This is a genomic window from Kluyvera cryocrescens NBRC 102467 (genome assembly GCF_001571285.1).
Lineage (GTDB): Bacteria > Pseudomonadota > Gammaproteobacteria > Enterobacterales > Enterobacteriaceae > Kluyvera > Kluyvera cryocrescens.
Genome location: NZ_BCTM01000014.1, coordinates 85,844 through 109,149, shown reverse-complemented (window position 1 = coordinate 109,149; position 23,306 = coordinate 85,844). Strand labels below are relative to the sequence as shown.

Sequence of the window (23,306 nt, the reverse complement as noted above, 5' to 3'; positions counted from 1 at the left end):
TATGCCAATAAAAAGCAAAGCACCCCGGCCGCAGGAGTTTGCGGCGGTTGATCTTGGTTCAAACAGTTTTCATATGGTCATCGCGCGCGTTGTGGATGGCGCCATGCAGATTATTGGCCGTCTGAAACAGCGCGTTCATCTGGCCGACGGTCTGGATGAAAACAACATGCTGAGCGAAGACGCTATGGAGCGTGGACTCAGCTGTCTGTCGCTGTTCGCTGAACGACTACAGGGCTTCTCCCCTTCCAGCGTCTGCATCGTCGGCACACACTCGTTACGTCAGGCGGTCAACGCTACCGAGTTTTTGAAGCGCGCAGAAAAAGTGATCCCCTACCCGATTGAAATTATCTCCGGGAATGAGGAAGCGCGTCTGATTTTTATGGGCGTGGAGCATACGCAGCCAGAAAAAGGCCGCAAGCTGGTGATTGATATCGGTGGCGGTTCTACCGAACTGGTCATTGGTGAAGATTTTGAACCGATGCTGGTAGAGAGCCGCCGTATGGGCTGCGTGAGCTTCGGCCAGCAGTTCTTCCTCGCGGGGACTATCAATCGGGAAAACTTCCAGCGCGCGCGCCTGGCCGCAGTACAGAAGCTGGAAACGCTGGCATGGCAGTATCGCATTCAGGGCTGGAACGTGGCGATGGGCGCTTCCGGTACCATTAAAGCCGCTCATGAAGTGCTGTTGGCAATGGGGGAAAAGGACGGCTTTATCACTCCTGAACGTCTCGAGATGCTGGTTGAAGAAGTGCTGAAGAGCAAAAACTTCAATTCGCTCAGCCTGCCAGGGCTTTCAGAAGAGCGCAAATACGTCTTCGTACCGGGTCTGGCCATTCTTTGCGGGGTCTTTGACGCCCTGGGAATCAAAGAGCTGCGCCTTTCTGACGGTGCGCTGCGCGAAGGCGTGCTGTATGAAATGGAGGGCCGATTCCGCCATCAGGACGTGCGTAGCCGCACGGCGCAAAGCCTGGCTAACCAGTACAACATCGATCGCGAACAGGCGCAGCGGGTTCTGGAAACCACCATGCATATCTACGATCAGTGGCTGGAGCAAAATCCTAAGCTTGGCAACCCCCAGCTGACCGCGCTGCTGAAGTGGGCATCCATGCTGCATGAAGTAGGGCTGAACATTAACCACAGCGGGATGCACCGCCATTCGGCTTATATTCTGCAAAACAGCGATCTGCCGGGCTTTAATCAGGAACAGCAGTACCTCATGGCAACGCTGGTGCGTTTCCACCGTAAAGCCATTAAGCTTGATGAACTGCCGCGCTTCACGCTGTTTAAGAAAAAGCAGTTCCTGCCGATGATTCAGCTTCTGCGCCTGGGTGTGTTGTTAAACAACCAGCGGCAGGCGACCACCACGCCACCGACGCTGAAGCTCACCACTGAAGCCAACCACTGGACGCTCTGCTTCCCGTACGATTGGTTTTCTCAAAATGCGCTGGTGCTGCTCGATCTGGAAAAAGAGCAGCAGTACTGGGAAAGCGTCACCGGCTGGTTGCTAAAAATCACTGAGGAGAGTGCGCCCGACGAAGTTGTCGCCGCCTGATTCCTTCGCCTCTCCCTTCGGCATTGCCAGCTCCTCCAGAGGAGCTGGTTTGCCAATCGCGTAACCCTGCAAATAATCGATCCCCAGCGCGATCGCCGCAGTACGGATATCCTCATCTTCAACATATTCCGCCACCACCCGCATTTTCTTCATTCGCGCCAGATGACAGATCGATGAAACAATTTGGTAATCAAGGCTGCTGGTCGCGATATTGCGAATAAAGCTGCCGTCAATTTTGAGGATGTCCGCACTAATGTGCTTTAAACGCGCATAGCTGGCATAGCCGGTGCCAAAGTCATCAATCGCCACCCGACACCCCAGCTCCTGCAGTTCACGCAGCGTCTGTCGCGCCTGCTCGACGTTGACCAACGAGTGGCTTTCCGTAATTTCAAACACCAGTTGCCACGCTTCAATACTGTATTCACCAAGCAGCGATTCAACCTTGTGCGCAAAGCCCAGCCCGCTAGCCGTCGACGGTGAGAGATTTACCGCCAGACGCATTCCAGGATGGCTTTCGCGACGGCTAGCCATAAAGCGTAACGTATTCTTGAGTACCCAAAGGTCAATACGGGAGGCCATACCAAATTCGTGAGCTACCGGTAAAAACAGCGCCGGTGAGATCAATTCGTCATCATCCCCCAGCATGCGCAGCAGGACTTCATGGTAGTCATCGCCACGAATGCCAACGATGGGCTGCGCCATCAGGAGAAAGCGATCGGTTTCCAGCGCCTGCTGAACGCGGACCATCATCGCAATTTTCCCCTTCAGCTCTTGCTGTAGATGCTGTGCACCGCGTCGTTGCATGTTTTCCGGGCGATCGGTGACCAGCGACAGCTCCGCGACCGTATTCAGTTCACCTAGCATTAACGGAAGATGAGCGATAGGTGATTGAATATAGCAGTAGCTCAGGCCGATCTGCGGCTGTAGCGGCATCCCATTCCAGCTATAGCGGAACATCTTCAGACGGGCATAGAGTTCATCAATACGCTCTTTATAGGATTCCGTATGCAGCTGTACTGCCAGATCGCTGCCCGTCAGTTGAAACACTCCCTCCCCCGGACGTAAGAAGTCGCGAAGGTATTCCGCCAGATTCTGCTTGTAGTTAATGCGCAGCATAATTCCGTAGTGACGAGCCAGAATTTCGAGATCTGGCATACGCAAAAAACACAGCACCGACCAAGGCGCCTTGTTTATTGCCCGGCTCAGCGCCCGCATGTTCGGCAGGTTTACCACCGGATCGATAAAAGCCATGCGCCTGACCCGCTCGTGTATCGCGCGCTGGCGGCTGGAGAGCATTGCCATGTAGGCAATAATAAACGAGAAAACCAGGAAGCTGGATGACGTAATCGCCAGCTGCGCGCTATAGCCACTGGTATGCGGTACGAAGTGATAATGATAGTGAAGGGCCACAATCAGCATCAGCGTCCAGACAATCGAGATAAACCGATAGCCAAAGCGCATTGAGCCCCACAGCATAACCGGCAACAGTAGGGAAATGGTGTAGTTGGTACTGAAAATCGTACTGGTTTTACTCAAGGGCATCATCAGCATCGAAAAGATCCCCAGCACCACGGTGCCCCACACCAGGATTTCCGGCCATTTGACCTTTGTATCAAAATCAAGCCGCACCTGGGAGATAAAGCTGCGGATGTAGTAGGGATTGCGGATAAGCCGAATCAACAGGTAGCACAACGGTACGCCGGTCAGATAACCCATCAGCAGCGACTGATAGTTAATAAGGTTACGTTCGGTCAACGGCGAAGTCAGCTGCATCTCACTTAGACTCGGGTACACACCGATATACAGCGTGAACTGTATCAGGAACATAAACAGCGAGGCAGGTACGAACATCTGCCAGAATAATCGATGCGCCATCAAGCGCGTATCGCCGTGCGAAATCATTTTTCGCCCGCCGTTAAAATATTGATAGCCGCCCCACGCCACCAGCGTTGGAATAAGAAATTGCAGCGTAAGCCCGACTTCCTCAGCCGTACGCAGATCGCGCGTGAGATAGCAGCAGATGCCCGCAATCAGGCCAGGTAACGCTTTCCAGCCAAAAAACAGCATCATGCACAGCAGAAAAGGTAACGGTAGGTAATAAAGATAGGTCTTGCCGCCGCCAACATAGGTGTATGTATTTGCGCTTTTAATTATTGGCAATACCAAAAGAGGCAGAATCAGGGGTAATCCCCACCAACAATCACGATATTGCTTATACCATTTACAGAGATTCATAGATACTCAACGGATACCCCAAATCCTGCTGGGTATTTTTAGACAGGCATCCTCCCTGGCTTAAAAAGTCCGCGAGATATGATAATACGCGGGTCAGGGAAAATATTTTAGTTAGCAGTTTCGAATGATGCTTGATATGCGTCAAAAAAGATACGTACATCTAAATAATTAATGGTCATTTCGTGGATTAACGCAGGTGTATTTTTACGCTTGTGAATATAAGTAATATCTTACATAACATTAATTAATATTTCTCCTGACGGTTTTTTACATTCAATCCAATTGACCCTTACGCTACTCTGTGCCTTAATGTAGCAATCGCCCGTCTATGGGTATTGCTAAAGGACCCCTTTGTGAGCCAGGTTACCAGCCTACGAAAACGACACCAATTCAACGGTCGCATGATCCGAATCATACTGCTTATCAGTTTTATCTTCTTCTTCGGGCGCTTTGTCTACTCCTCTATCGGTGCGTGGCATCATCACCAGGACAAAAAAGAAACCCAGCAAAACAGCCTGTCCCAGCAGACTCCCCCCACACAGAACGACAATCGCTGATCGCATTAACCCCCTGTAATCTTTCCGCATCAAGATTCCTTACCGGATGGCTAATAGAAGAGCATTTAGTCATCCGGTAAGGGATTTGAGTACTTTACCCTTTTTGTCCAGTGCGCTTTCGCACCTGCCTGCCCCCGTTTTTTCGCACAATAACACAAACTTTTATTCTCGCTTAACCGCACCATTCTGCAGATTTTTTACGTTGCTATTTAACGGACATAAAAACATCCACACGGCACGAATAGCCGCTAACCCATAACGACTGAAAATATAAGCGACGTATATATTGCTATTTTTTGCGCACGTCACTTAATTTTCAATTGAATATTTATATATATTTTTTAAATATAGCAAGGTAACACCATGAGCGGTTTTGCATTATTCCCGAAAATAAGAAGCAGTATTGAGTGGGTTTTTGAACACGGGGACGCGGTCATCCAGTTCGGCTGGAGCATTGTTGCCGCGATCATTTTATTGTTTGTCGGTAAGTTTATTTCTCGCCTGCTCGCTCATGGTCTGGAGACACTGCTGATAAAACGAAACGTCGATATCACGATCGTGCAGTTTTTTACCGCTCTGGTCCGCTATATCACGCTCGCATTTTTCACCGTTGCCGCGCTTGGCCGTGTTGGCATTGAAACATCCTCAATCATTGCAGTGATTGGCGCCGCAGGTCTGGCTATTGGCCTGGCATTACAAAGCTCGTTGTCTAACTTCGCAGCGGGCGTCATGCTGGTCTCCTTACGTCCCTTCCGCGCAGGTGAAATCATACAGATTGGTGCCATCATCGGGACGGTTGAAAAGGTGCATATTTTTTCAACCACTTTGCTGACCGGTGACAGTAAATCGGTAGTGATCCCAAACGGCAAAATAATCGCTGACAATATCATCAACTATTCTCGCCACCCATTTCGTCGTATCGATCTGGTAATCGGCGTCGGCTACCACAGTTGCATTGCCGACGTAAAAAGAGTCATTACGATGATTATTGAGCAGGACAAGCGTATCGACCGCAACCGCGGTTTCGTTGTACGCCTGGGAGAGCTTGCACCTTCCTCGCTCAATTTCTACGTGCGCGTATGGGTCGCCAACGCTGAGTACTGGAATACCTATTACGACATGCTGGAAAAAATCAAAGAGGCGCTGGACGCTAACCATATTGATTTGCCCTACCCGCATATGGATGTTCGCGTCGAAAACATTACCGCTAAAGCGCCAGCGTTGCTGCAGAGAGTGGATTAGAGCACGCTGTCTTGCGCTTATTGGGCTTCCTGCAATAAGCGCACAATCTCAGCAATCCCTTTACTGAGGGCTCTGTCCTTGCGCATGACCAAGGCCAGTTGACGATATAACGGTGGCGTCAGTGAACAAACGTATAGACCTTCGCTATCGCGAGGCGTTTCTACTGCCATTCTGGGAATAATGCTGTAGCCCAATCTGGCGCCCACCATACGTTTAATGGCCTCAATGCTCCCCAGTTGCATCACTGGCCTCGCCTGAAAGCCGGCCTGCTGAAACCAACTATCAATCAAATCTCGAGTGCCACTCCCCTGCTCAAAGGCTACCAGCGGCAACGCTTCCAGCTCAGTAGGTGTAGCCTGCATAACCTGAGATTTGTGCTGCTCGGCGATAACCAGCACAAACTCCTCCCGCTGGACGGGCATCACCTCCAGATTTCGCCCGCTCACCGGCAGCGTCACTAACCCAAGGTCGAGGCGATTTTCTTCTATCGCTCGGGCGATCTCCGGCGTATTCCCCGTCGTCACGCCGACAGCCAGCAGCGGATGACGTTCACGAAGTCGTTGTAATAACGGCGGGAGCAGGTGAATGCAGGCCGTCGCTCCGGTGCCAAGCGACACCGAACCGCTGACGCTCTCGCGACAGGCATCGACAGACTGGACGGCGTCATTGACGGCCTGTTCAATACGTTCACCGTGAAGCAACAGCGCCATGCCAGCCGCTGTCGCCTTGGTTCCTCGGCCCGTGCGCTCAATCAGCCGGGCCTGAAGAAATTGCTCTAACTGGCGCACCTGTAGGCTGACGGCTGGCTGCGAAATCCCTAGCACATCAGCCGCCGCTGAAAAGCTGCCGCGCTGTATCACCAGACGAAAGGTCGCGAGATTTCCCAGATTCAGCGTTGTCATTCAAAGTTTCTCTTATCAAGGTCATAAACGGAGGGCCCTGCCTGCACAATAACGCGCGCGTTATGCTGCCAGCAACTGTATAACGTGCGAGAATTTCATGAATAAACCTGCCGCTCCGCTTCGCATAACCCTCGCCGCCGGAGGTAATCAACTGATTAACTGGGGGATCTCATTTTACCTGCCGGGCACCTTCGCTCGCGCTATCGCCCAAGATACCGGCTGGCAGCCAACCCATATCTACTTCGGGCTCACGCTGGCGATGCTGATGATGGCCTTAATTTCGCCCTGGGTTGCCCGGCTGCTGGCCCATTTTGGCGGCCAGCGCGTACTGCGTTGTGGAACGCTGTTGATTGCCAGTGGATGTCTGATGATGTCGGTTAGCGATACGCTGGTTGGCTGGTACCTCGCGTGGTTAATTACCGGCGTCGGCATGCGCCTGGCACTATACGATAGCCTGTTCGCCGCACTGGTGAATCTCTACGGCCAACGAGCCAGATTAACTATCTCCCGCGTGACATTAGCGGGAGGGCTCGCCTCTGCGCTGTTCTGGCCGCTCGGTACGACTCTGCTGACGGTCCTCCACTGGCGTCAGGCGCTGCTGGTCTATAGCCTGCTGGGGCTGTGTAGCGCCCTTTTGCTAGCATGGTTACCCAACCAAAAGCTTCCACCTGCTCCTGCGCGCGCTCCGTCCCGAAATTCCCCCCAGGACCGTCGTATTGGCTTACTCTATGCCGCGCTCATCGCGCTGGCGACGTTTATATCTAACGGCACCTCAACGCATCTACCGGAATTTATCGCCGCCCACGGCCTGCCCGTCACCATCGGTATACTGTGGGGAGTCGGGCAGACCGGGGCTCGTTTTCTTGAAGTTGCCTCCGGCTCAAGGCTCACGCCGCTAAGGCTCACGCTGTTCACCACATTGCTCATCCCTTTCTGCTTTATGCTCGGCATCTGCAGTACACATCTTGCCTGGGCGGCTGCGGGATTTGTGTTTAGCTACGGGGCGCTAAATGGCCTGACAACAGTGTTTAAAGCCACGTTGCCTCTACAATTGTTCAGCGCTGAGGAGTATGCCCGACGCACCGGCTCCCTGCTGATCCCCGCCCAACTGCTGGCGGCGGTTTCCCCCTTCGCCTATGCATGGCTGAACCAAAATAGAGGGATCCAGGGGGCGCTGACGGTCTCAGCGACGCTAGCGTTGATCGCCGCAGGGCTGGCAGTGTCAGTAGCGATATGCCAGGCTAGTCGCCTAAAAAACGATGCGGAAAACCACGCTTATCGACAAGGATAATCACCATGCACCTGCAATCAGAACGCCTCCTCCTCCGTCCGGCGGCAGCGAGCGATATCGACGCGCTGTTTCGAATTTACGGCGATCCGGCCACTAACATGTTCAACCCCGCCGGCCCACATGCCAACATCGCGCACTCGCGTCGGGTGCTGGACGGATGGCTTGAGCATCTCCAGCATTATGGTTTCGGCAACTGGGCTATTAGTCTGCATAACCATCCCTCACATATTATCGGCTTTGGCGGGCTGCGTATCGTGGAATACCCCGACTGCACGGTCAACAATCTGGGCTATCGTTTCGCCCCGGAAGCATGGGGCAAAGGGCTGGCATCGGAGTTTTCTCTGCTGGCCATTGACTATGCATTCAATACCTTAAAGCTCGAAGAAGTCGTGGGTATCGTGCGCAAGAACCATCATGCCTCGCAGAAAGTACTGCTAAAGTGTGGCCTGACGCTGGTCCGGGAAATTGATGATGTGCCGGGATCCGAACCCAGCCTGATGTTTATGCGCCGCAGGGAATCACAGGCATAAAAAAACCCTCTGCCGGGCAGAGGGTTTTTAACGCTAACGCAGTGGGGAAATTATTCCCACTCGATCGTTGCCGGTGGCTTGCCGCTGATGTCATAAACCACGCGGGAAATGCCGTTCACTTCGTTGATGATGCGGTTGGATACGCGTCCCAGGAAGTCATACGGCAGGTGCGCCCAATGAGCGGTCATAAAGTCGATGGTTTCCACCGCACGCAGGGAAACCACCCAGTCGTACTTACGGCCATCGCCCATCACGCCAACGGAACGAACCGGCAGGAACACGGTGAATGCCTGGCTTACTTTGTTGTACAGGTCGGCTTTGTGCAGTTCTTCGATGAAGATAGCGTCCGCGCGGCGCAGCAGGTCGCAGTACTCTTTCTTCACTTCGCCCAGTACGCGTACGCCCAGACCTGGACCCGGGAACGGGTGACGGTACAGCATGTCGTACGGCAGACCCAGTTCGAGACCGATTTTACGCACTTCATCTTTGAACAGCTCACGCAGCGGTTCAACCAGCCCCATCTTCATCTCTTTCGGCAGGCCGCCCACGTTGTGGTGAGATTTGATGACGTGTGCTTTCCCGGTTGCGGAAGCGGCAGATTCGATAACGTCAGGATAGATAGTCCCCTGCGCCAGCCATTTCACGTCTTCCAGCTTCAGCGCTTCTTCGTCGAATACTTCAACGAATACACGACCGATGATTTTACGCTTAGCTTCCGGATCATTTTCGCCCGCCAGCGCGTCGAGGAAGCGTTTTTCGCCTTCCACGTGAACGATGTTCAGGCCGAAGTGGTCGCCAAACATGTCCATAACCTGCTGGGCTTCATTAAGACGCAGCAGACCGTTATCAACGAAGACGCAGGTCAGATTTTTGCCGATAGCGCGGTGCAGCAGCATTGCGGTTACGGAAGAGTCAACGCCGCCGGACAGGCCAAGGATAACTTTGTCATCGCCAACCTGCTCGCGGATACGGACAATCGCATCTTCGATAATTTTGTCAGCGGTCCACAGCGCTTCGCACTGGCAGATATCGCGAACAAAACGCTCAAGCATGCGCAGGCCCTGGCGAGTGTGGGTCACTTCCGGGTGGAACTGCACGCCATAGAAGCGTTTTTCTTCGTTAGCCATAATGGCGAACGGGCAGGTTTCGGTGCTGGCAACGGTCACGAAGTCATCTGGGATAGCGGTAACTTTATCGCCATGGCTCATCCACACGTCCAGCAGCGGTTTGCCGTCTGCGGTCAGCGCATCTTCGATACCACGGATCAGCGCGCTATCGGTTTTCACTTCAACCTGAGCGTAGCCGAATTCACGCTCGTTGGAGCTTTCTACGTGACCACCCAGCTGCATTGCCATGGTCTGCATGCCGTAGCACACGCCGAAGACCGGTACACCGGCTTCGAAGACGTATTCTGGCGCGCGCGGGCTATTGTCTTCGGTCGTACTTTCCGGGCCACCGGAGAGAATGATACCGCTCGGATTGAACTCACGGATTTGTGCTTCAGTAACATCCCATGCCCACAGTTCACAGTAGACGCCCAGTTCACGTACGCGACGTGCAACCAGCTGCGTGTACTGCGATCCGAAATCAAGGATAAGAATGCGATGTTTATGAATATTATCAGTCATTTGACGTTAATTCCGAGGCAAGTGAAACAATAACAAAACGCCCGGTGAAAACCGGGCGCGGAAACTTATCAGGAGCCCATGCGGTAGTTCGGGGACTCTTTGGTGATGGTCACATCGTGAACGTGGCTTTCCTGGATACCCGCACCGCTGATGCGAACGAATTCAGCTTTCGTACGCAGTTCGTCAATGGTACCACAGCCGGTCAGGCCCATACAGGAGCGCAGGCCACCCATCTGCTGGTGAATGATCTCTTTCAGGCGACCTTTGTACGCGACGCGACCTTCGATACCTTCTGGTACCAGTTTGTCCGCGGCGTTATCGCTCTGGAAGTAACGGTCGGAGGAACCTTTGGACATCGCGCCCAGGGAACCCATACCGCGGTAAGATTTGTAAGAACGGCCCTGGTAGAGTTCGATTTCACCCGGGGATTCTTCGGTACCTGCCAGCATAGAGCCCACCATCACGGCAGCAGCGCCAGCGGCGATAGCTTTCGCGATATCACCAGAGAAGCGGATACCGCCATCAGCGATAACCGGAATACCGGTACCTTCCAGCGCTTCAACCGCGTCGGAAACGGCAGTGATCTGTGGAACGCCTACGCCGGTAACGATACGGGTAGTACAAATGGAGCCAGGACCGATACCCACTTTCACCGCGCTACAGCCAGCTTCTGCCAGGGCACGAGCCCCTGCGCCAGTCGCCACGTTACCGCCGATGATTTGCAGGTCAGGGTATTTCGCACGCGTTTCGCGGATGCGCTGCAGAACGCCTTCAGAGTGACCGTGAGAGGAGTCAATCAGCAATACGTCAACACCTGCGGCAACCAGCGCATCAACGCGCTCTTCGTTGCCAGTGCCTGCGCCTACTGCTGCGCCAACGCGAAGACGACCCTGCTCATCTTTACATGCGTTAGGTTTACGCTCGGCTTTTTTGAAGTCTTTAACGGTGATCATGCCCAGCAGGTGGAAGCTGGAATCAACAACCAGCGCTTTTTCTACGCGGCGCTCGTGCATTTTGGCAAACACGACGTCGCGCGCTTCGCCTTCACGAACGGTGACCAGACGATCTTTCGGCGTCATGTATACGCTCACCGGCTGGTTCAGATCGGTCACGAAGCGAACGTCACGACCGGTAATAATACCGACCAGTTCGTTTTCTTCGGTCACAACCGGATAGCCTGCGAAGCCGTTACGCTCGGTCAGCGCCTTTACTTCGTGCAGAGTGGTGGTTGGCAGAACGGTCTGCGGGTCGGTAACCACGCCAGATTCGTGTTTCTTCACGCGGCGAACTTCTTCCGCCTGGCGCTCAATGGACATGTTTTTGTGGATAAAACCGATGCCGCCTTCCTGTGCCAGTGCGATTGCAAGGCGCGCTTCAGTCACGGTATCCATTGCCGCAGAGAGCATAGGAATGTTCAGACGAATAGTTTTAGTCAGCTGGGTGCCAAGGTCAGCCGTGTTCGGCAGAACGGTAGAATGAGCGGGAACGAGGAGAACGTCGTCAAACGTCAGGGCTTCTTTTGCGATACGTAGCATGGGCAATATCTCACCTGGGAGGTTAATAAATATTGCCGCGGCATTATACAGAGCGTAAGCGATTGCATCTACACTTTTCTGAAAAAAATACTTGCGCTCGTCGATGGGCAGGTTACTATCGACTGAATAACCTGCTGATTTAGAATTTGATCCCGCTCACATGTTATCCTCACAAAGCCCCTCAATTTTTACCGTTAGCCGCCTGAATCAGACGGTTCGTCTGCTGCTCGAGCAAGAGATGGGGCAAGTGTGGATTAGCGGCGAGATTTCCAATTTCTCCCAGCCCTCTTCTGGTCACTGGTACTTCACCTTAAAAGACGATAACGCCCAGGTGCGCTGCGCAATGTTCCGCAACAGCAACCGCCGCGTCACGTTCCGCCCGCAGCATGGGCAACAGGTGCTGGTGCGCGCCAATATCACGCTGTATGAACCGCGCGGCGACTACCAGATTATTGTCGAAAGCATGCAGCCTGCGGGCGAAGGGCTCTTGCAGCAAAAATATGAGCAGTTGAAAGCCAAACTGCAGGCTGAAGGTCTGTTCGACCCACAGTTTAAGCAGCCGCTTCCTGCCCCGGCCCACTGTATTGGCGTGATCACCTCCAAGAGCGGCGCCGCGCTGCACGATATTCTCCATGTCCTCAAACGCCGCGACCCTTCTTTGCCGGTAGTGATTTACCCGACAGCAGTACAGGGTGAAGATGCACCGATGCAAATCGTCCGCGCGATTGAGTTGGCTAACGCCCGCCACGAATGCGATGTGCTCATCGTTGGCCGCGGCGGTGGTTCACTGGAGGATTTGTGGAGCTTTAACGACGAGCGCGTAGCGCGGGCGATTTTTGCCAGCCGCATTCCGGTGGTGAGCGCCGTCGGCCATGAAACTGACGTGACTATCGCCGACTTTGTCGGTGATTTGCGTGCGCCAACTCCATCAGCTGCGGCTGAAATGGTTAGCCGCAATCAGCAGGAGCTGATGCGCCAGATTCAGTCCGTTCAGCAGCGCTTAGGCATGGCGATGGATTATTACCTCGCCAACCGCAGCCGCCGCTTTACGCAGCTATCCCATCGCCTTCAGCAACAGCATCCGCAGCTGCGTCTGGCTCGCCAGCAAACGACGCTGGAGCGGCTACGCCAGCGCATGAGCTTTGCGCTGGAAAACCAAATCAAACAGGCTAATCAGCGCCAGCAGCGCACGCTGCAACGCCTGAATCAGCACAACCCACAGCCGCGCATTCATCGCGCGCAGTCGCACGTTCAGCAGTTGGAATATCGGCTGGCGGAGAATATCCGCGCTCGCCTTAGCGAGCAGCGCGAGCGTTTTGGTAATGCCGTCACGCATCTGGAAGCCGTCAGCCCATTGGCAACGCTGGCGCGCGGCTACAGCGTCACCACCGCCAGCGATGGCAAAGTACTGAAACAGACGAAACAGGCGAAAGCAGGCGATCTGCTAACGACTCGGCTGGCAGATGGCTGGGTTGAAAGTGAAATTAAAACGGTGACAGCGGAAAAGAAAACCCGCACGCGTAAGAAGACGGCCTGATCGGCCAGCATAACCGGGCAACCTGCCCGGTTCGCCTTAATCGTTATTCGCCGACTGGCGCCCACTCCACCCGCTTTTTCGAGACCAGTCCGTGCCCGTGCTGGCACAGAAAATCTACGGCTCCACAGGCTTTTAACACTTCCAGCGGCTGATGACACTCCGGGCAACGCGCCTCAAGGGTATATTCTTTTTCGCAGCGCTGGCAGTGCGCGTGATTTCCCTGCACTTCCAGCGATGCCTGACAGATTGGGCAGATGAATTCCATAGCGATTCCTTCTCTTCTGTTTTGTGCCGCTATTTTACCACGACTCAAGCTTCAGTGTGCGCCGCGCAGCTGTTGCTGTAGCTGTAACAACGCTTCCACTTCGGCTATTCGCCGCTGGGTTAGCCGGGCCACTTCCGCCGGGGCTCGCGCAAAAAGACTATTCGCGCCGAAAATATGTTCGCCGAGGCAATGGGCGTAAACCGCGCCTTCACGCGTCCAGCGCATCGTCCCTTCTCCGCTGATCAATTCAACCCGTTCACCGCCCGGACCTCGGTTTTGGCTAATCATCCGCCCATCGCGTAGATGGAGGCGGATGCCCTTGCGTTCAACGCCGGGGCCGGCATATTTATTGAGCCACAGGTTGACCGGTAGGCCGCCCAGTGTCCCCTGCAAATGCGCCTCACCCTCTGCGGTTTGCGTGTCACCGATGGCGATAGGCCTTCCCAGACGGTCTTTTGCCTGCAGGACTTTCAGCTGTAGTGTATCGTTGCCGCCTAAATAACGAACCGTTTCGCGCATCATCGCCAGCACATGGGTGCCGACGTCCATAATCACCCCATCCGGGTGACGGAACTGCCGGGTATCCGGTTCACCGGTGGCAAAGTTGAGTGCGATCGGCTCTCCAGCGGCATTGAACCCACTCGGCTCTAACAGGAAACCCTCGATACCGACAATATCGTCAAGGGTCGTGACCGGCGGCGCCGTTAGCTCATCCTGACCTTCTGCCAGCCAGCGTTTATCCATTTTGCCCTGTGCCAGACATAATGCGCCGTCTCGCGCCATCCAGTGATCCAGCGCCAGTACGCGCGAGGCCTGTTCAGCCGGCGTGAGCAAGGTACGTAGATACTGAATTTGGCCAAGCGTTGCCACAACCGGTTTTTCGACCACAATCCGCGGGATTGGCGTGGACAGCGCCGCTTCTAATACCGATAAATGCTGTAGCGACGCGGTGGTGATGCACAGCGTATCGATAGGTTTTGCCAGTAGTGCGGCGAGGGAATCACAACGGGTCACGCCGGGTAGCGTACGCTGTGCGTTAAGGTCGTACCCCCATAAGGTTGAAACCGGTAAAGACAGCCGCTGTAGCGCAGGAAGCCAGGCCGTTTCAACAACGGCCCCCAGGCCGACAAAACCAATATTCATAATCTCTGACTCATAAACAGGAAAGTGGTATCACGAATTATTATGCGTGAACGGCCACCGCGAAATATTGCGCGCGATGGCCAATTGCCTCACAACGCCGAACGTAATCGGTCAAACCCTTCCGCCAGATCGTTTTTCAGATCGTCCATATCTTCGAGACCTATTTGCAGACGTAACGTCAAGCCACCCGGCTGCCAGGTCGTGGCCGTACGATAGTCGGCGCAGTTGAACGGAATAATCAGGCTTTCAAAGCCGCCCCACGAATATCCCATGCCAAAAATACCCATGTTATCAAGCATATTTGCAATACATGCTTTAGTGTACTCGGGCTGTAAAACGAGGGAGAACAGCCCCGAGGAGCCGGTGAAATCGCGTTTCCAAATCTCGTGCCCCGGGCACTCTGGCAGCGCAGGATGGAGGACCTTTAAAACCTCTGGACGCGATTTAAGCCAGTGCGCCATTTCAAGGCCGCGTTTTTCTGCCTCTTTGAGGCGAATATGCATAGTCCGCAGGCCGCGCAGCGCCAGGAAACAGTCCTCAGCCCCCGGCAACATCGCCATTAAATCATAGGTTTTCCGCAGCTGCGGCCACCAGGCCTCATTGGCTGACACCAACCCCATCAGCAGGTCGGAGTGGCCGCCAAGGTATTTGGTTCCGGCTTCCAGTGAGAGATCGCAGCCGTGTTCATGGGCGCGGAAGAAAATCGGCGTCGCCCAGGTGTTGTCGATGATGGTGGTTACTCCATGCGCTTTGGCCGCTCGGGTCATTGCCGGGACATCCTGGATCTCAAAGCTTTGCGAGCCCGGTGATTCCAGGAATAGCGTGGTGGTGTTGGGGCGGAATAGCGTCTCAATCGCCGCGCCAATGCATGGATCGTAATAGGTGGTCTCAATGCCCATTTTTGCGAGCATGCCGGCACAGAAATGACGCGTAGGTCTATAAACGCTATCCGGCATGAGCAGATGATCGCCAGACTTAAGCGTTGTCAGCAAAGAGAGCGCGATAGCGCCGAGCCCGGAGGGGGATAAAACCGTTCCGGCAGCCCCCGCCAGCGCACTCCAGGCATTTTCCAGACTGGCGATGGTTGGCGTGCCCATGGTGCCGTAATTGAATTCGGCACGGTTATTCTCAAGGTCGTTGACGGTTGGGAAAACCACGGTCGACCCGCGATATACCGGAGCATTCACAAAGCCAGCCTGTTTCGACACATCGCGGCCAAGCTGGGTGATTTGGGTGCTGATATTAAAATCTGACGTGGAACGGTTACTCATAACTTACCTCATCAATTTCAGTGGCTGCCCTGTCATGACAGCCCTCGACGGTTATTCAAAGAACTTAAAGAAAGGCGATAGACACAGCAAGACCCCAAAGAAAATGATGAACCAGACGCCGGGCCCTTTGAACTGTTGAAGAACACGAACTTTATAGACCAGATAGCAAGGGATCAGGCAGGACACCAGGCCAAACAGCGGGCTGCCAAGCTGCATGAAGAACAGAATCGAGAAACGCGTTGAGATCCAGAACCATAATGCGAGGATAACACCGATACTAATGGCGACATGCAGCACCTTCTGATTAATCTTTTCTTCGGCAATAAAGCGGGTAATAACGTTAGTGACGATGCCTTTAATCGCCTCCTGGAACCCGAGATAAATCCCCAGAAATGCGGTGAGAATGGCAAAAATATTCAGCAATGCGCTCATCACTTTAACGACAGACCCGGGAATAACCTGTGCCGCAATAGCCAATGCAGAGATATTTTGCTCGAATGCCGAGACCGCTTGTTCATGGCTAATCGCGAAAGTAAATGAGAATGCAAAAAACAGTACTGCTACTGCCAGAATAATATAGGCCACGCGGTTGGCACGAATCGCACGATAGGTGGCTATGCGCTTATCCGATTCCACCTTTCGGTACGCAATATTCATCGGACTGAGTATTTGCACAAAAAGAATTGAAAACAATGTAAATGGAAGCGTTAAAAATACATCGCGGAAAAACTCGGCCATCGGAGGGAATGCTGAAATATTATTAAGGTTCCAGTACGGAACCATCACCACGCCAAGCACCACAATAATACCAAACTTTACGCACACCATCGGCCCGGATATTTTAAACAGCAATCGCTCCCCTTGCGCGGCGATACAGACCAGCACGGTCAGTATGATCAGCCCATACCATACCGAATCCGACAGTAACCCCTCTGTTAAGCCGAAAGTTTTGATATAAGAAGCGCTATCAAAGGTGACGGCAAGTGAGTAAGAGAGCATGCCGTGCAGTAGCATCAGGAAATAGGCAATCCCCAACCCTACGCCCCAATTACGCCCCAGATATTGGGTAATTACGCTGGCATAGTCCTGACAATTTTCAGATTCAGAAAGTGTTTTAAGATACAGATTTTGTAGGATATAGATTGCCGGATAAGAAATAGCCACCGAGGCGATAAATACCCAAATGCCTTTTATCCCTACCTGCACTGGCATAAAAACAATGCCCGAGCCAATTGCCATACCAATACAGAGAATAACCCAGCCGATATCATATTTCGTGAACGGCACCGATTTATAAAGGTTCTTCGACTTATTTTCGAGTATCTCAGCCATTTGTGCATTCCTATTATAAGTGTTATTAAGAATAGAAACTCAAAAAACGAAACTACTGCATTTACTGAAATACATGGTAGGGGATACGCTGAGGTTAAAGAAGGGCTCAACGGTGTTAATCACTAACAAGACTTTTGCGTCCCACGCAAAAATTGATGACGGTCTCACTTTACCGTCGCGAAAAAATCAATACTACCGCCATTACATCTAACAATGAGAATTGTCGTGTCCACCAATAAAATCACATCGCAGCTCACCGCAAAAATTGATAACTATTCCATATTCCACCATCTAAAAATTTTCATTAAAGTTGTGGAGTGCCACAGCTTTTCTGCCGCTGCGCAAAAACTCAATCTCACCCCCTCCTCCGTGAGCCGCAGCATTGCGCAGCTTGAGGACCAGCTTGGCGTAGTATTGTTAAAACGCACCACCCGCTCTCTTATCCTCACCGAGCCGGGACAATACCTGTTATTCCGCGCTCAGCGCCTGCTGGAAGAGTTGGATGAATCATTGGCCAATATCGCTAGGTTTAATCACCATCCCCAGGGCAAGCTCCGGGTTACCTGCTCTATCGCCTTTGGCGTCTGCCATTTGATGAAGCTATACAGCGCCTATCGTCAGCATTACCCCGACGTCACGCTGTCTGTCGATCTCAATGACCAGAACGTCAATCTTAACGAGGAAAATTTTGATATTGCGCTACGCATCACCGCTCATCCGCCCACGAATTTTGCGCTGCGTAAAATCTGCACGATTAACTGGGTCTACTGCGCGAGTCGGCAGTATTTTGAACAGCGCGGGATCCCGCAAAAGCTGGAAGATTTGGAACACCACGACTGTCTGATTAATCCTAATGTTTCAGACAACTGGCGTTATCGGGACCACCACGGCAACGTTAGCGCTTTAAAGGTCAATAGTATTATTGAGGTCAACAGCACGCTTGGCTTGCTGCACGCGGCGTTGCAGCATCAGGGGATTGTCAGTCTACCAACCTACATGCTGGACGATTCTGACTTGGTGCCGGTGCTGACGGATTATAGCGTCAGAGATAACGAATACAGTCTGTACGCGCTGTACCATCCCGGGCACTACCAGGATCCGAAAATCAGAACCTTTATCGATTTCCTGGTGGAGAATATTGGCAACACTCCGGCCTGGGACAGAGGCATGCTGACTCCGCGCACAGAGCCATGAGCAACAGCTTAGGCGTTACCCCATTCATTGAGGAAATTGGCAATTTCATCAATGCGCTGCTCTTCAATTCCCGCTTCGCGCGCCATCTCTTGCTGCGCTTCTTCGCTGATCTCTTCGTTGTTCATCAAACGAGTCAGCAGCAGTTGGAAATAGTGCGCCAGCGCATCACGCTCTGAATCGCTCACCGGTTTTGCACATTCCGTCGCGTACTCATCGGCGATGTCATAATATTTGATGTCTACTTTATGGCTCATAAATTACTCCCCGGATTAACGTCTATGTCAATTGTCGCCTGCGTGCCAGCATCTGCAAACGGGTCGCAGGTTCTTCTGGCACGCAGGTGAGTCCGAATGGTTTCAGACCTTCAGCATTTTTACCGTTTCAGCGATATCGATTTCATCTTCCGAGAAAATGAGCGTTGTTCCCTGGAAGGTCGTAATAGCCAGTTTTTGCAGCGAACGCATGTCGCCCGGCTTCACCGCCGATTTTGGCTTGATGCTGTTCATCAATGCCCCGACCGACAGCACCGCATTTTCTTTATCGATTCGCGTCTCAGCAGGCACTTCTTCACGGTAAACTACGTAAGATTTGATCGCCGTAAGTTTGATCCGTTCGCCTGCGATATAGATATATTTGCTCTCTGGTACCACTTTCACCGCATAAGCCGACAGCCCTTTATTGTTGGTCGTCGGTTCGAATGTCACCGCGGCATCTTTCTTAATCAGTTCAGGGTTGGCAACCTTAATCACATGAAAATAGCGGTTATCACCGTTTTCATCTTTGATAAATCCAAAACCTTTATCTTCAAACCAGGTTGTGATCGTTCCGTTCATCGCCATTACCGCCTACTTAATCGTTTATTTACTCAGTTTTTGCAGCGCGCAGTGTAAAGCACAATGCCTGTACAGACCATGTCTTTGCTATCAGTCTGGACGATAAATTTCAGCTACGCGAGAAGCAGCCTAATGCCAGACCTGAACAGGGGCTGAATCGGCTGTCAAACGCTAACCGATAGCATCCCTCATGGTGAGTACCGCAAAGCGCCTTATTTCGGCTGCGCATTCTGGTAGAGATCCCAACGATTGCCATACAGGTCTTCAAATACCACCACCGTGCCATACTCCTCTTCGCGCGGCTCCTCGCAGAAATGGACACCTTTTGACTTCATAGCGTGGTAATCGCGCCAGAAATCATCCGTCTGGAGGAACAGAAACACCCTACCGCCGCACTGGTTGCCAATGAAACCTTCCTGCGTCTCGTTTGACGCTCGGGCCAGCAGGATATGGCAATCGCTCTCCGGACCGGGGGCGACGACCACCCAGCGTTTTCCCGGCTGCGGCGTATCTTCCACAAGGATAAAACCCAGTTTATCCGTGTAGTACTCAATGGCGCGGTCATAGTCATCGACCACCACCGCGACATGTCCCAGGCACCGTTTCCGTGTTCTCATTTTCTGCTCCGGTCGTTTGCAGGCATTATCGTCTGCCTCGTCTTTTTACCATAAAGGCGCGCAGCTCTGCCCTCTGAAACAGGCGAGATGCGCCAATAAAAAAGCCCGCGATACGCGGGCTTTTTCTTCAGCACTCATAAACCCTGCGGTCTATTACTTGCTTTTCTTGATGTGTTTCATCAAACGCTGACGCTTACGCATCTGGGTTGGGGTCAGCGTATTGCGTTTGTTCGCATACGGGTTTTCCCCTTCCTTGAACTGGATACGGATAGGTGTCCCCATCACGTCCAGCGACTTACGGAAGTAGTTCATCAGATAGCGCTTGTAGGAATCAGGCAGGTCTTTTACCTGGTTACCGTGAATAACCACGATCGGCGGGTTGTAGCCACCGGCGTGAGCATACTTCAGCTTCACGCGACGACCACGTACCAACGGTGGCTGGTGATCTTCTGTCGCCATGCTCATGATGCGAGTCAGCATCGCCGTGCCGACGCGACGGGTAGAGCTGTCATACGCTTCACGAATGGATTCGAACAGATTGCCGACGCCACTGCCGTGCAGTGCGGAGATGAAGTGCACGCGCGCAAAGTCGATAAAGCCCAGACGATAGTCCAGCGTCTCTTTCACCTGCTCTTTCACTTCCATGCTCAGGCCGTCCCACTTATTGACGACGATAACAAGTGAGCGCCCACTATTGAGGATAAAGCCCAGCAGCGACAGGTCCTGGTCGGAGATACCTTCACGGGCATCAATAACCAGCAGACAAACGTTAGCGTCTTCAATCGCCTGAAGCGTTTTGATAACGGAGAATTTCTCAACCGTATCAGTCACTTTACCGCGCTTACGCACACCCGCAGTATCAATGAGCACATATTCACGCTCATCGCGTTCCATTGGGATATAGATACTATCGCGAGTGGTGCCCGGCATGTCGTAAACCACCACGCGGTCTTCACCGAGGATACGGTTAGTTAGCGTTGACTTACCAACGTTTGGACGACCCACGATAGCGATTTTGATCGGCAAATCCTGTGGGTTGAAGTCATCTTCCGGTTCTTCAACTTCACCACCGTTTTGCTCGGCTTCAAACTTAGCCCAGTATTCCGCGTCTTCGTCCACTTCTTCCGGCGGGTTGACGTCGTCAACGAACGGCAGCAGAACGGTTTCCAGCAGCGTGGTGACGCCGCGACCATGGGAGGCGGCAATCGCGTGAATTTCCCCGAGGCCCAGCGACCAGAAGTCAGCCACCGCCTGATCCGGGTCAATCCCGTCGGTTTTGTTCGCCACCAGGAAAGTTGGCTTCTCGCGCGCGCGCAGATGTTTAGCGATACCTTCGTCCGCAGGCATCAGCCCGGCACGCGCATCAACCATAAACAGTACGACGTCAGCTTCTTCAATCGCCAGCAGCGACTGTTCCGCCATGCGTGTTTCCACGCCTTCTTCCGTACCATCGATACCGCCGGTATCGATACAGATAAACTCACGCCCTTCAACTTCAGCACGACCGTACTTACGGTCACGAGTCAGACCCGGGAAATCCGCGACCAGCGCATCACGAGTGCGCGTCAAGCGGTTAAAGAGCGTGGATTTTCCGACATTAGGGCGCCCGACAAGCGCGACCACAGGAACCATGTTAAAGCCTCATATACTCAAAATTTCTGACAATTTGCTTTGCCGGGTGGCGTTTCGCTTATCCGGCCTGCGCAACTGCGGCAGGCTCGATAAGTGAAGCGCCATCGGGCATAAAAATCAGTAACAATAAAAATAGCAAACGGCCCCTGACTAAACAGGAGCCGTCCATCGCTGAAAAACTACAGACGTTAACGCGTAATCGCGTAAACCGTACCGTCTTTCGCCTGAATCAGCAGTTTACCGTCAGCGACAACCGGCTCCGTCAGGAAGCCAGAGCTGTCGACTTTCTGCTGGGCCACGAAGCGCCCATCTTCTGGATTAATCCAGTGCAGGTAGCCTTCGCTATCGCCCACCACCAGGCTGCCATTATACAGCGCAGGAGCGGTCAGCAAACGGTGCAGCAGATCGCTTTGCGTCCACAGCGTTACGCCGCCGTCGGTGGTCAGTGCCAGGATACGGTCATTCTGGTCAGCAATGTAGATACGGTTGCCGTCAACGATGAAATCATTCACCGAGCCCAGCTCACGTTTCCACAGAATCTGACCACTGCGCAGATCCAGCGCCGTCAGGTTACCATTGTAGGCTAATGCGTAAACAACGCCATTCACGATAACCGGCGTGGTATCGACATCGCTCAGGCGGTCGATTTCAGTGGTACCGGTAGCCTGAGAAATACGCTGCTGCCAGATAAGCTGGCCTTGCTGCATCAGCACCGCGCTCACGCGACCGTTGTCGCCGCCAACAATGGCTGCGCCGTAGGCGACGGCCGGGGCAGATTCACCGCGCAGAGAAAGCGCAGGCATATCCAGGTTCACCGTCCATTTCACTACGCCGCTGTTCTGATCCAACGCCTGCAGCTGACCGTTGCTGGTGTGTACCAGAACCAGGCCATCGCTCGCGGTTGGACGAGACAGAACTTCACCTGCCGCCGTTGTCTGCCAGACAATCGCACCGGTGCCAGCATCCAGCGCGTAAACCTGCGCTTTTTCGCTGCCAACGTAAACGTGGCCGTCCGCAATGGTCAAACCACCGGACAGCAGAGCAGGCTTACGACTGAACCAGCCGTCTTTTTCCGCCAGATTCACGGACCAGACTTCTTTACCATCGTCAGCGTTAACCGCTTTCACGGTACCTTTACGGTCAGCGGCGTAGACTACGCTGTCCGCATAGGCCGGATGCAGGTTCGAGTAGAAATCACCAATACCACTGCCGACGGAAACATCCCACGCGGTCGATGGCGTAAACTGGTTTTCTACGGTTGGCAGAGGAGACATTTTAACAACATCTTCTTCGCCGCTGAATAACGAACAACCACTCAACAGAGTGACAGAAAGCAGTCCTGGCAAAAGTACTTTACGCAATTGCATCGGGTCCCTCTCAGACGGACAAATTATTAATTTTCATGCGCATCATTTCACTCAGCGCGGGTGATGCATCGCTCTTCGCGCCGGCTTCCCACGCTGCACGAGCACCCTGTTTGTCACCTTTACTGAGCAGGATTTCCCCACGTAAATCAGCAACAATCGCCGTCCAACCTTCACCTTTCACGCCTTCCAGCGTTTTCAGCGCCGCATCAGCCTGCTTCATCTGCAGCTGAACGCGCGCCAGGCGCAGATTAATCACGGACTTCAGATTCTCATCAGACGCAGCGGCTAAGCCTTGCTGCAGCTGTTTTTCCGCCTGTGCCAGATCGTTTTTATCAACAAAGGCCTGCGCCAGTTCCAGAGAAGCAAACGCCCCGTAGGTGTTTTTCGTCTCCGCCGCAAACTTCTGGGCAGAGGCCAGCGCTTCTGGTTTCCCTGAAGACAGAGAAGAAACGGCATTTTCATAAGCCACGGAAGATTCCCGGGCCGAGTCTACCTGATGAGAATTCCAGTAACGCCAGCCAACCAGCGCCCCGATCCCCAAAATCACCCCAACGGCCAGTGCTTTGCCATTTTCAGCAAAGAAGCGTTTGATCGCATCAACCTGGTCATTTTCGTTATTGTAAATTTCCACGCAGCCCTTCTCCTG

At 53.2% G+C, this 23,306-nt stretch carries 21 protein-coding genes; 7 read left to right on the top strand and 14 right to left on the bottom strand.

Translation table 11 applies throughout. The features are described 5' to 3' along the window. Position 1: 1 nt before the first annotated feature. A complete protein-coding gene (ppx, locus tag KCR01S_RS11800; RefSeq protein WP_061282932.1) occupies positions 2-1,549 on the top strand; it encodes an exopolyphosphatase in 1,548 nt (515 codons plus the stop codon). Here ppx and KCR01S_RS11795 read toward each other — a convergent pair. After that, a complete protein-coding gene (locus KCR01S_RS11795; protein ID WP_082767958.1) occupies positions 1,502-3,784 on the bottom strand; it encodes a sensor domain-containing phosphodiesterase in 2,283 nt (760 codons plus the stop codon). The genes ppx and KCR01S_RS11795 overlap by 48 nt on opposite strands. 353 nt (positions 3,785-4,137) lie before the next feature. Between KCR01S_RS11795 and KCR01S_RS24175 the strand changes: the two genes are divergently transcribed. After that, positions 4,138-4,341, top strand: a complete 204-nt coding sequence (locus KCR01S_RS24175; protein ID WP_072277141.1) for a YfgG family protein — start codon at positions 4,138-4,140, stop codon at positions 4,339-4,341. A gap of 363 nt (positions 4,342-4,704) precedes the next feature. After that, entirely contained in the window at positions 4,705-5,583 is an 879-nt protein-coding gene (mscS, locus tag KCR01S_RS11785) for a small-conductance mechanosensitive channel MscS (protein ID WP_061282931.1), read from the top strand. A 17-nt stretch (positions 5,584-5,600) separates the two neighbouring features. Here mscS and KCR01S_RS11780 read toward each other — a convergent pair whose 3' ends face one another. Next, complete coding sequence (locus KCR01S_RS11780; RefSeq protein WP_061282930.1) at positions 5,601-6,485, bottom strand: LysR family transcriptional regulator; 885 nt, start codon at positions 6,483-6,485, stop codon at positions 5,601-5,603. 97 nt (positions 6,486-6,582) lie between these two features. Between KCR01S_RS11780 and KCR01S_RS11775 the strand changes: the two genes are divergently transcribed. After that, positions 6,583-7,776, top strand: coding sequence for an MFS transporter (locus tag KCR01S_RS11775; RefSeq protein ID WP_061282929.1), 1,194 nt, complete (start codon positions 6,583-6,585; stop codon positions 7,774-7,776). A 5-nt stretch (positions 7,777-7,781) separates the two neighbouring features. Next, positions 7,782-8,306, top strand: a complete 525-nt coding sequence (locus KCR01S_RS11770; RefSeq protein ID WP_061282928.1) for a GNAT family N-acetyltransferase — start codon at positions 7,782-7,784, stop codon at positions 8,304-8,306. A 50-nt stretch (positions 8,307-8,356) separates the two neighbouring features. Here the strand turns inward: KCR01S_RS11770 and guaA are convergent, their stop codons facing one another. Then, positions 8,357-9,934 (bottom strand): glutamine-hydrolyzing GMP synthase, encoded by a 1,578-nt coding sequence (guaA, locus tag KCR01S_RS11765; RefSeq protein ID WP_061282927.1) that lies wholly within the window; start codon positions 9,932-9,934, stop codon positions 8,357-8,359. Positions 9,935-10,002: 68 nt separating this feature from the next. Further along, entirely contained in the window at positions 10,003-11,469 is a 1,467-nt protein-coding gene (gene guaB / locus KCR01S_RS11760; protein ID WP_061282926.1) for an IMP dehydrogenase, read from the bottom strand. Between the two features lie 160 nt (positions 11,470-11,629). On the opposite strand from guaB, the gene xseA reads away from it, so the two are divergent. Next, positions 11,630-13,006, top strand: a complete 1,377-nt coding sequence (gene xseA / locus KCR01S_RS11755; RefSeq protein WP_061282925.1) for an exodeoxyribonuclease VII large subunit — start codon at positions 11,630-11,632, stop codon at positions 13,004-13,006. A 43-nt stretch (positions 13,007-13,049) separates the two neighbouring features. Here xseA and KCR01S_RS11750 read toward each other — a convergent pair whose 3' ends face one another. From KCR01S_RS11750 to KCR01S_RS11735, 4 genes are all read right to left on the bottom strand, one after another. After that, positions 13,050-13,271, bottom strand: a complete 222-nt coding sequence (locus KCR01S_RS11750) for a zinc ribbon domain-containing protein (protein WP_061282924.1) — start codon at positions 13,269-13,271, stop codon at positions 13,050-13,052. A gap of 51 nt (positions 13,272-13,322) precedes the next feature. Next, positions 13,323-14,414 carry a Gfo/Idh/MocA family oxidoreductase gene (locus tag KCR01S_RS11745; RefSeq protein ID WP_061282923.1) on the bottom strand — a complete coding sequence of 364 codons (1,092 nt, stop codon included), beginning with the start codon at positions 14,412-14,414 and terminating at the stop codon, positions 13,323-13,325. A gap of 89 nt (positions 14,415-14,503) precedes the next feature. Beyond that, positions 14,504-15,685 carry a cystathionine beta-lyase gene (gene metC / locus KCR01S_RS11740; protein WP_061282922.1) on the bottom strand — a complete coding sequence of 394 codons (1,182 nt, stop codon included), beginning with the start codon at positions 15,683-15,685 and terminating at the stop codon, positions 14,504-14,506. 51 nt (positions 15,686-15,736) lie between these two features. Then, positions 15,737-17,017, bottom strand: coding sequence for an amino acid permease (locus KCR01S_RS11735; protein WP_061282921.1), 1,281 nt, complete (start codon positions 17,015-17,017; stop codon positions 15,737-15,739). 225 nt (positions 17,018-17,242) lie between these two features. Here KCR01S_RS11735 and KCR01S_RS11730 point away from each other — a divergent pair, with 225 nt between their 5' ends. Continuing rightward, complete coding sequence (locus tag KCR01S_RS11730; RefSeq protein ID WP_174522457.1) at positions 17,243-18,211, top strand: LysR family transcriptional regulator; 969 nt, start codon at positions 17,243-17,245, stop codon at positions 18,209-18,211. An 8-nt stretch (positions 18,212-18,219) separates the two neighbouring features. Here the strand turns inward: KCR01S_RS11730 and KCR01S_RS11725 are convergent, their stop codons facing one another. From KCR01S_RS11725 to KCR01S_RS11700, 6 genes are all read right to left on the bottom strand, one after another. Next, a complete protein-coding gene (locus KCR01S_RS11725; protein WP_061282919.1) occupies positions 18,220-18,465 on the bottom strand; it encodes a DUF2543 family protein in 246 nt (81 codons plus the stop codon). Between the two features lie 102 nt (positions 18,466-18,567). Continuing rightward, positions 18,568-19,050, bottom strand: coding sequence for a cold-shock protein (locus tag KCR01S_RS11720; RefSeq protein WP_061282918.1), 483 nt, complete (start codon positions 19,048-19,050; stop codon positions 18,568-18,570). Between the two features lie 206 nt (positions 19,051-19,256). After that, on the bottom strand, positions 19,257-19,661 hold the full coding sequence (locus KCR01S_RS11715) for a VOC family protein (RefSeq protein WP_061282917.1): 405 nt from the start codon (positions 19,659-19,661) through the stop codon (positions 19,257-19,259). 153 nt (positions 19,662-19,814) lie between these two features. Continuing rightward, positions 19,815-21,293, bottom strand: coding sequence for a ribosome biogenesis GTPase Der (gene der / locus KCR01S_RS11710; RefSeq protein WP_061282916.1), 1,479 nt, complete (start codon positions 21,291-21,293; stop codon positions 19,815-19,817). Positions 21,294-21,481: 188 nt separating this feature from the next. Then, a complete protein-coding gene (gene bamB / locus KCR01S_RS11705) occupies positions 21,482-22,660 on the bottom strand; it encodes an outer membrane protein assembly factor BamB (RefSeq protein ID WP_061282915.1) in 1,179 nt (392 codons plus the stop codon). 10 nt (positions 22,661-22,670) lie between these two features. Next, a complete protein-coding gene (locus KCR01S_RS11700; RefSeq protein ID WP_061282914.1) occupies positions 22,671-23,291 on the bottom strand; it encodes a YfgM family protein in 621 nt (206 codons plus the stop codon). Positions 23,292-23,306 lie beyond the last annotated feature (15 nt).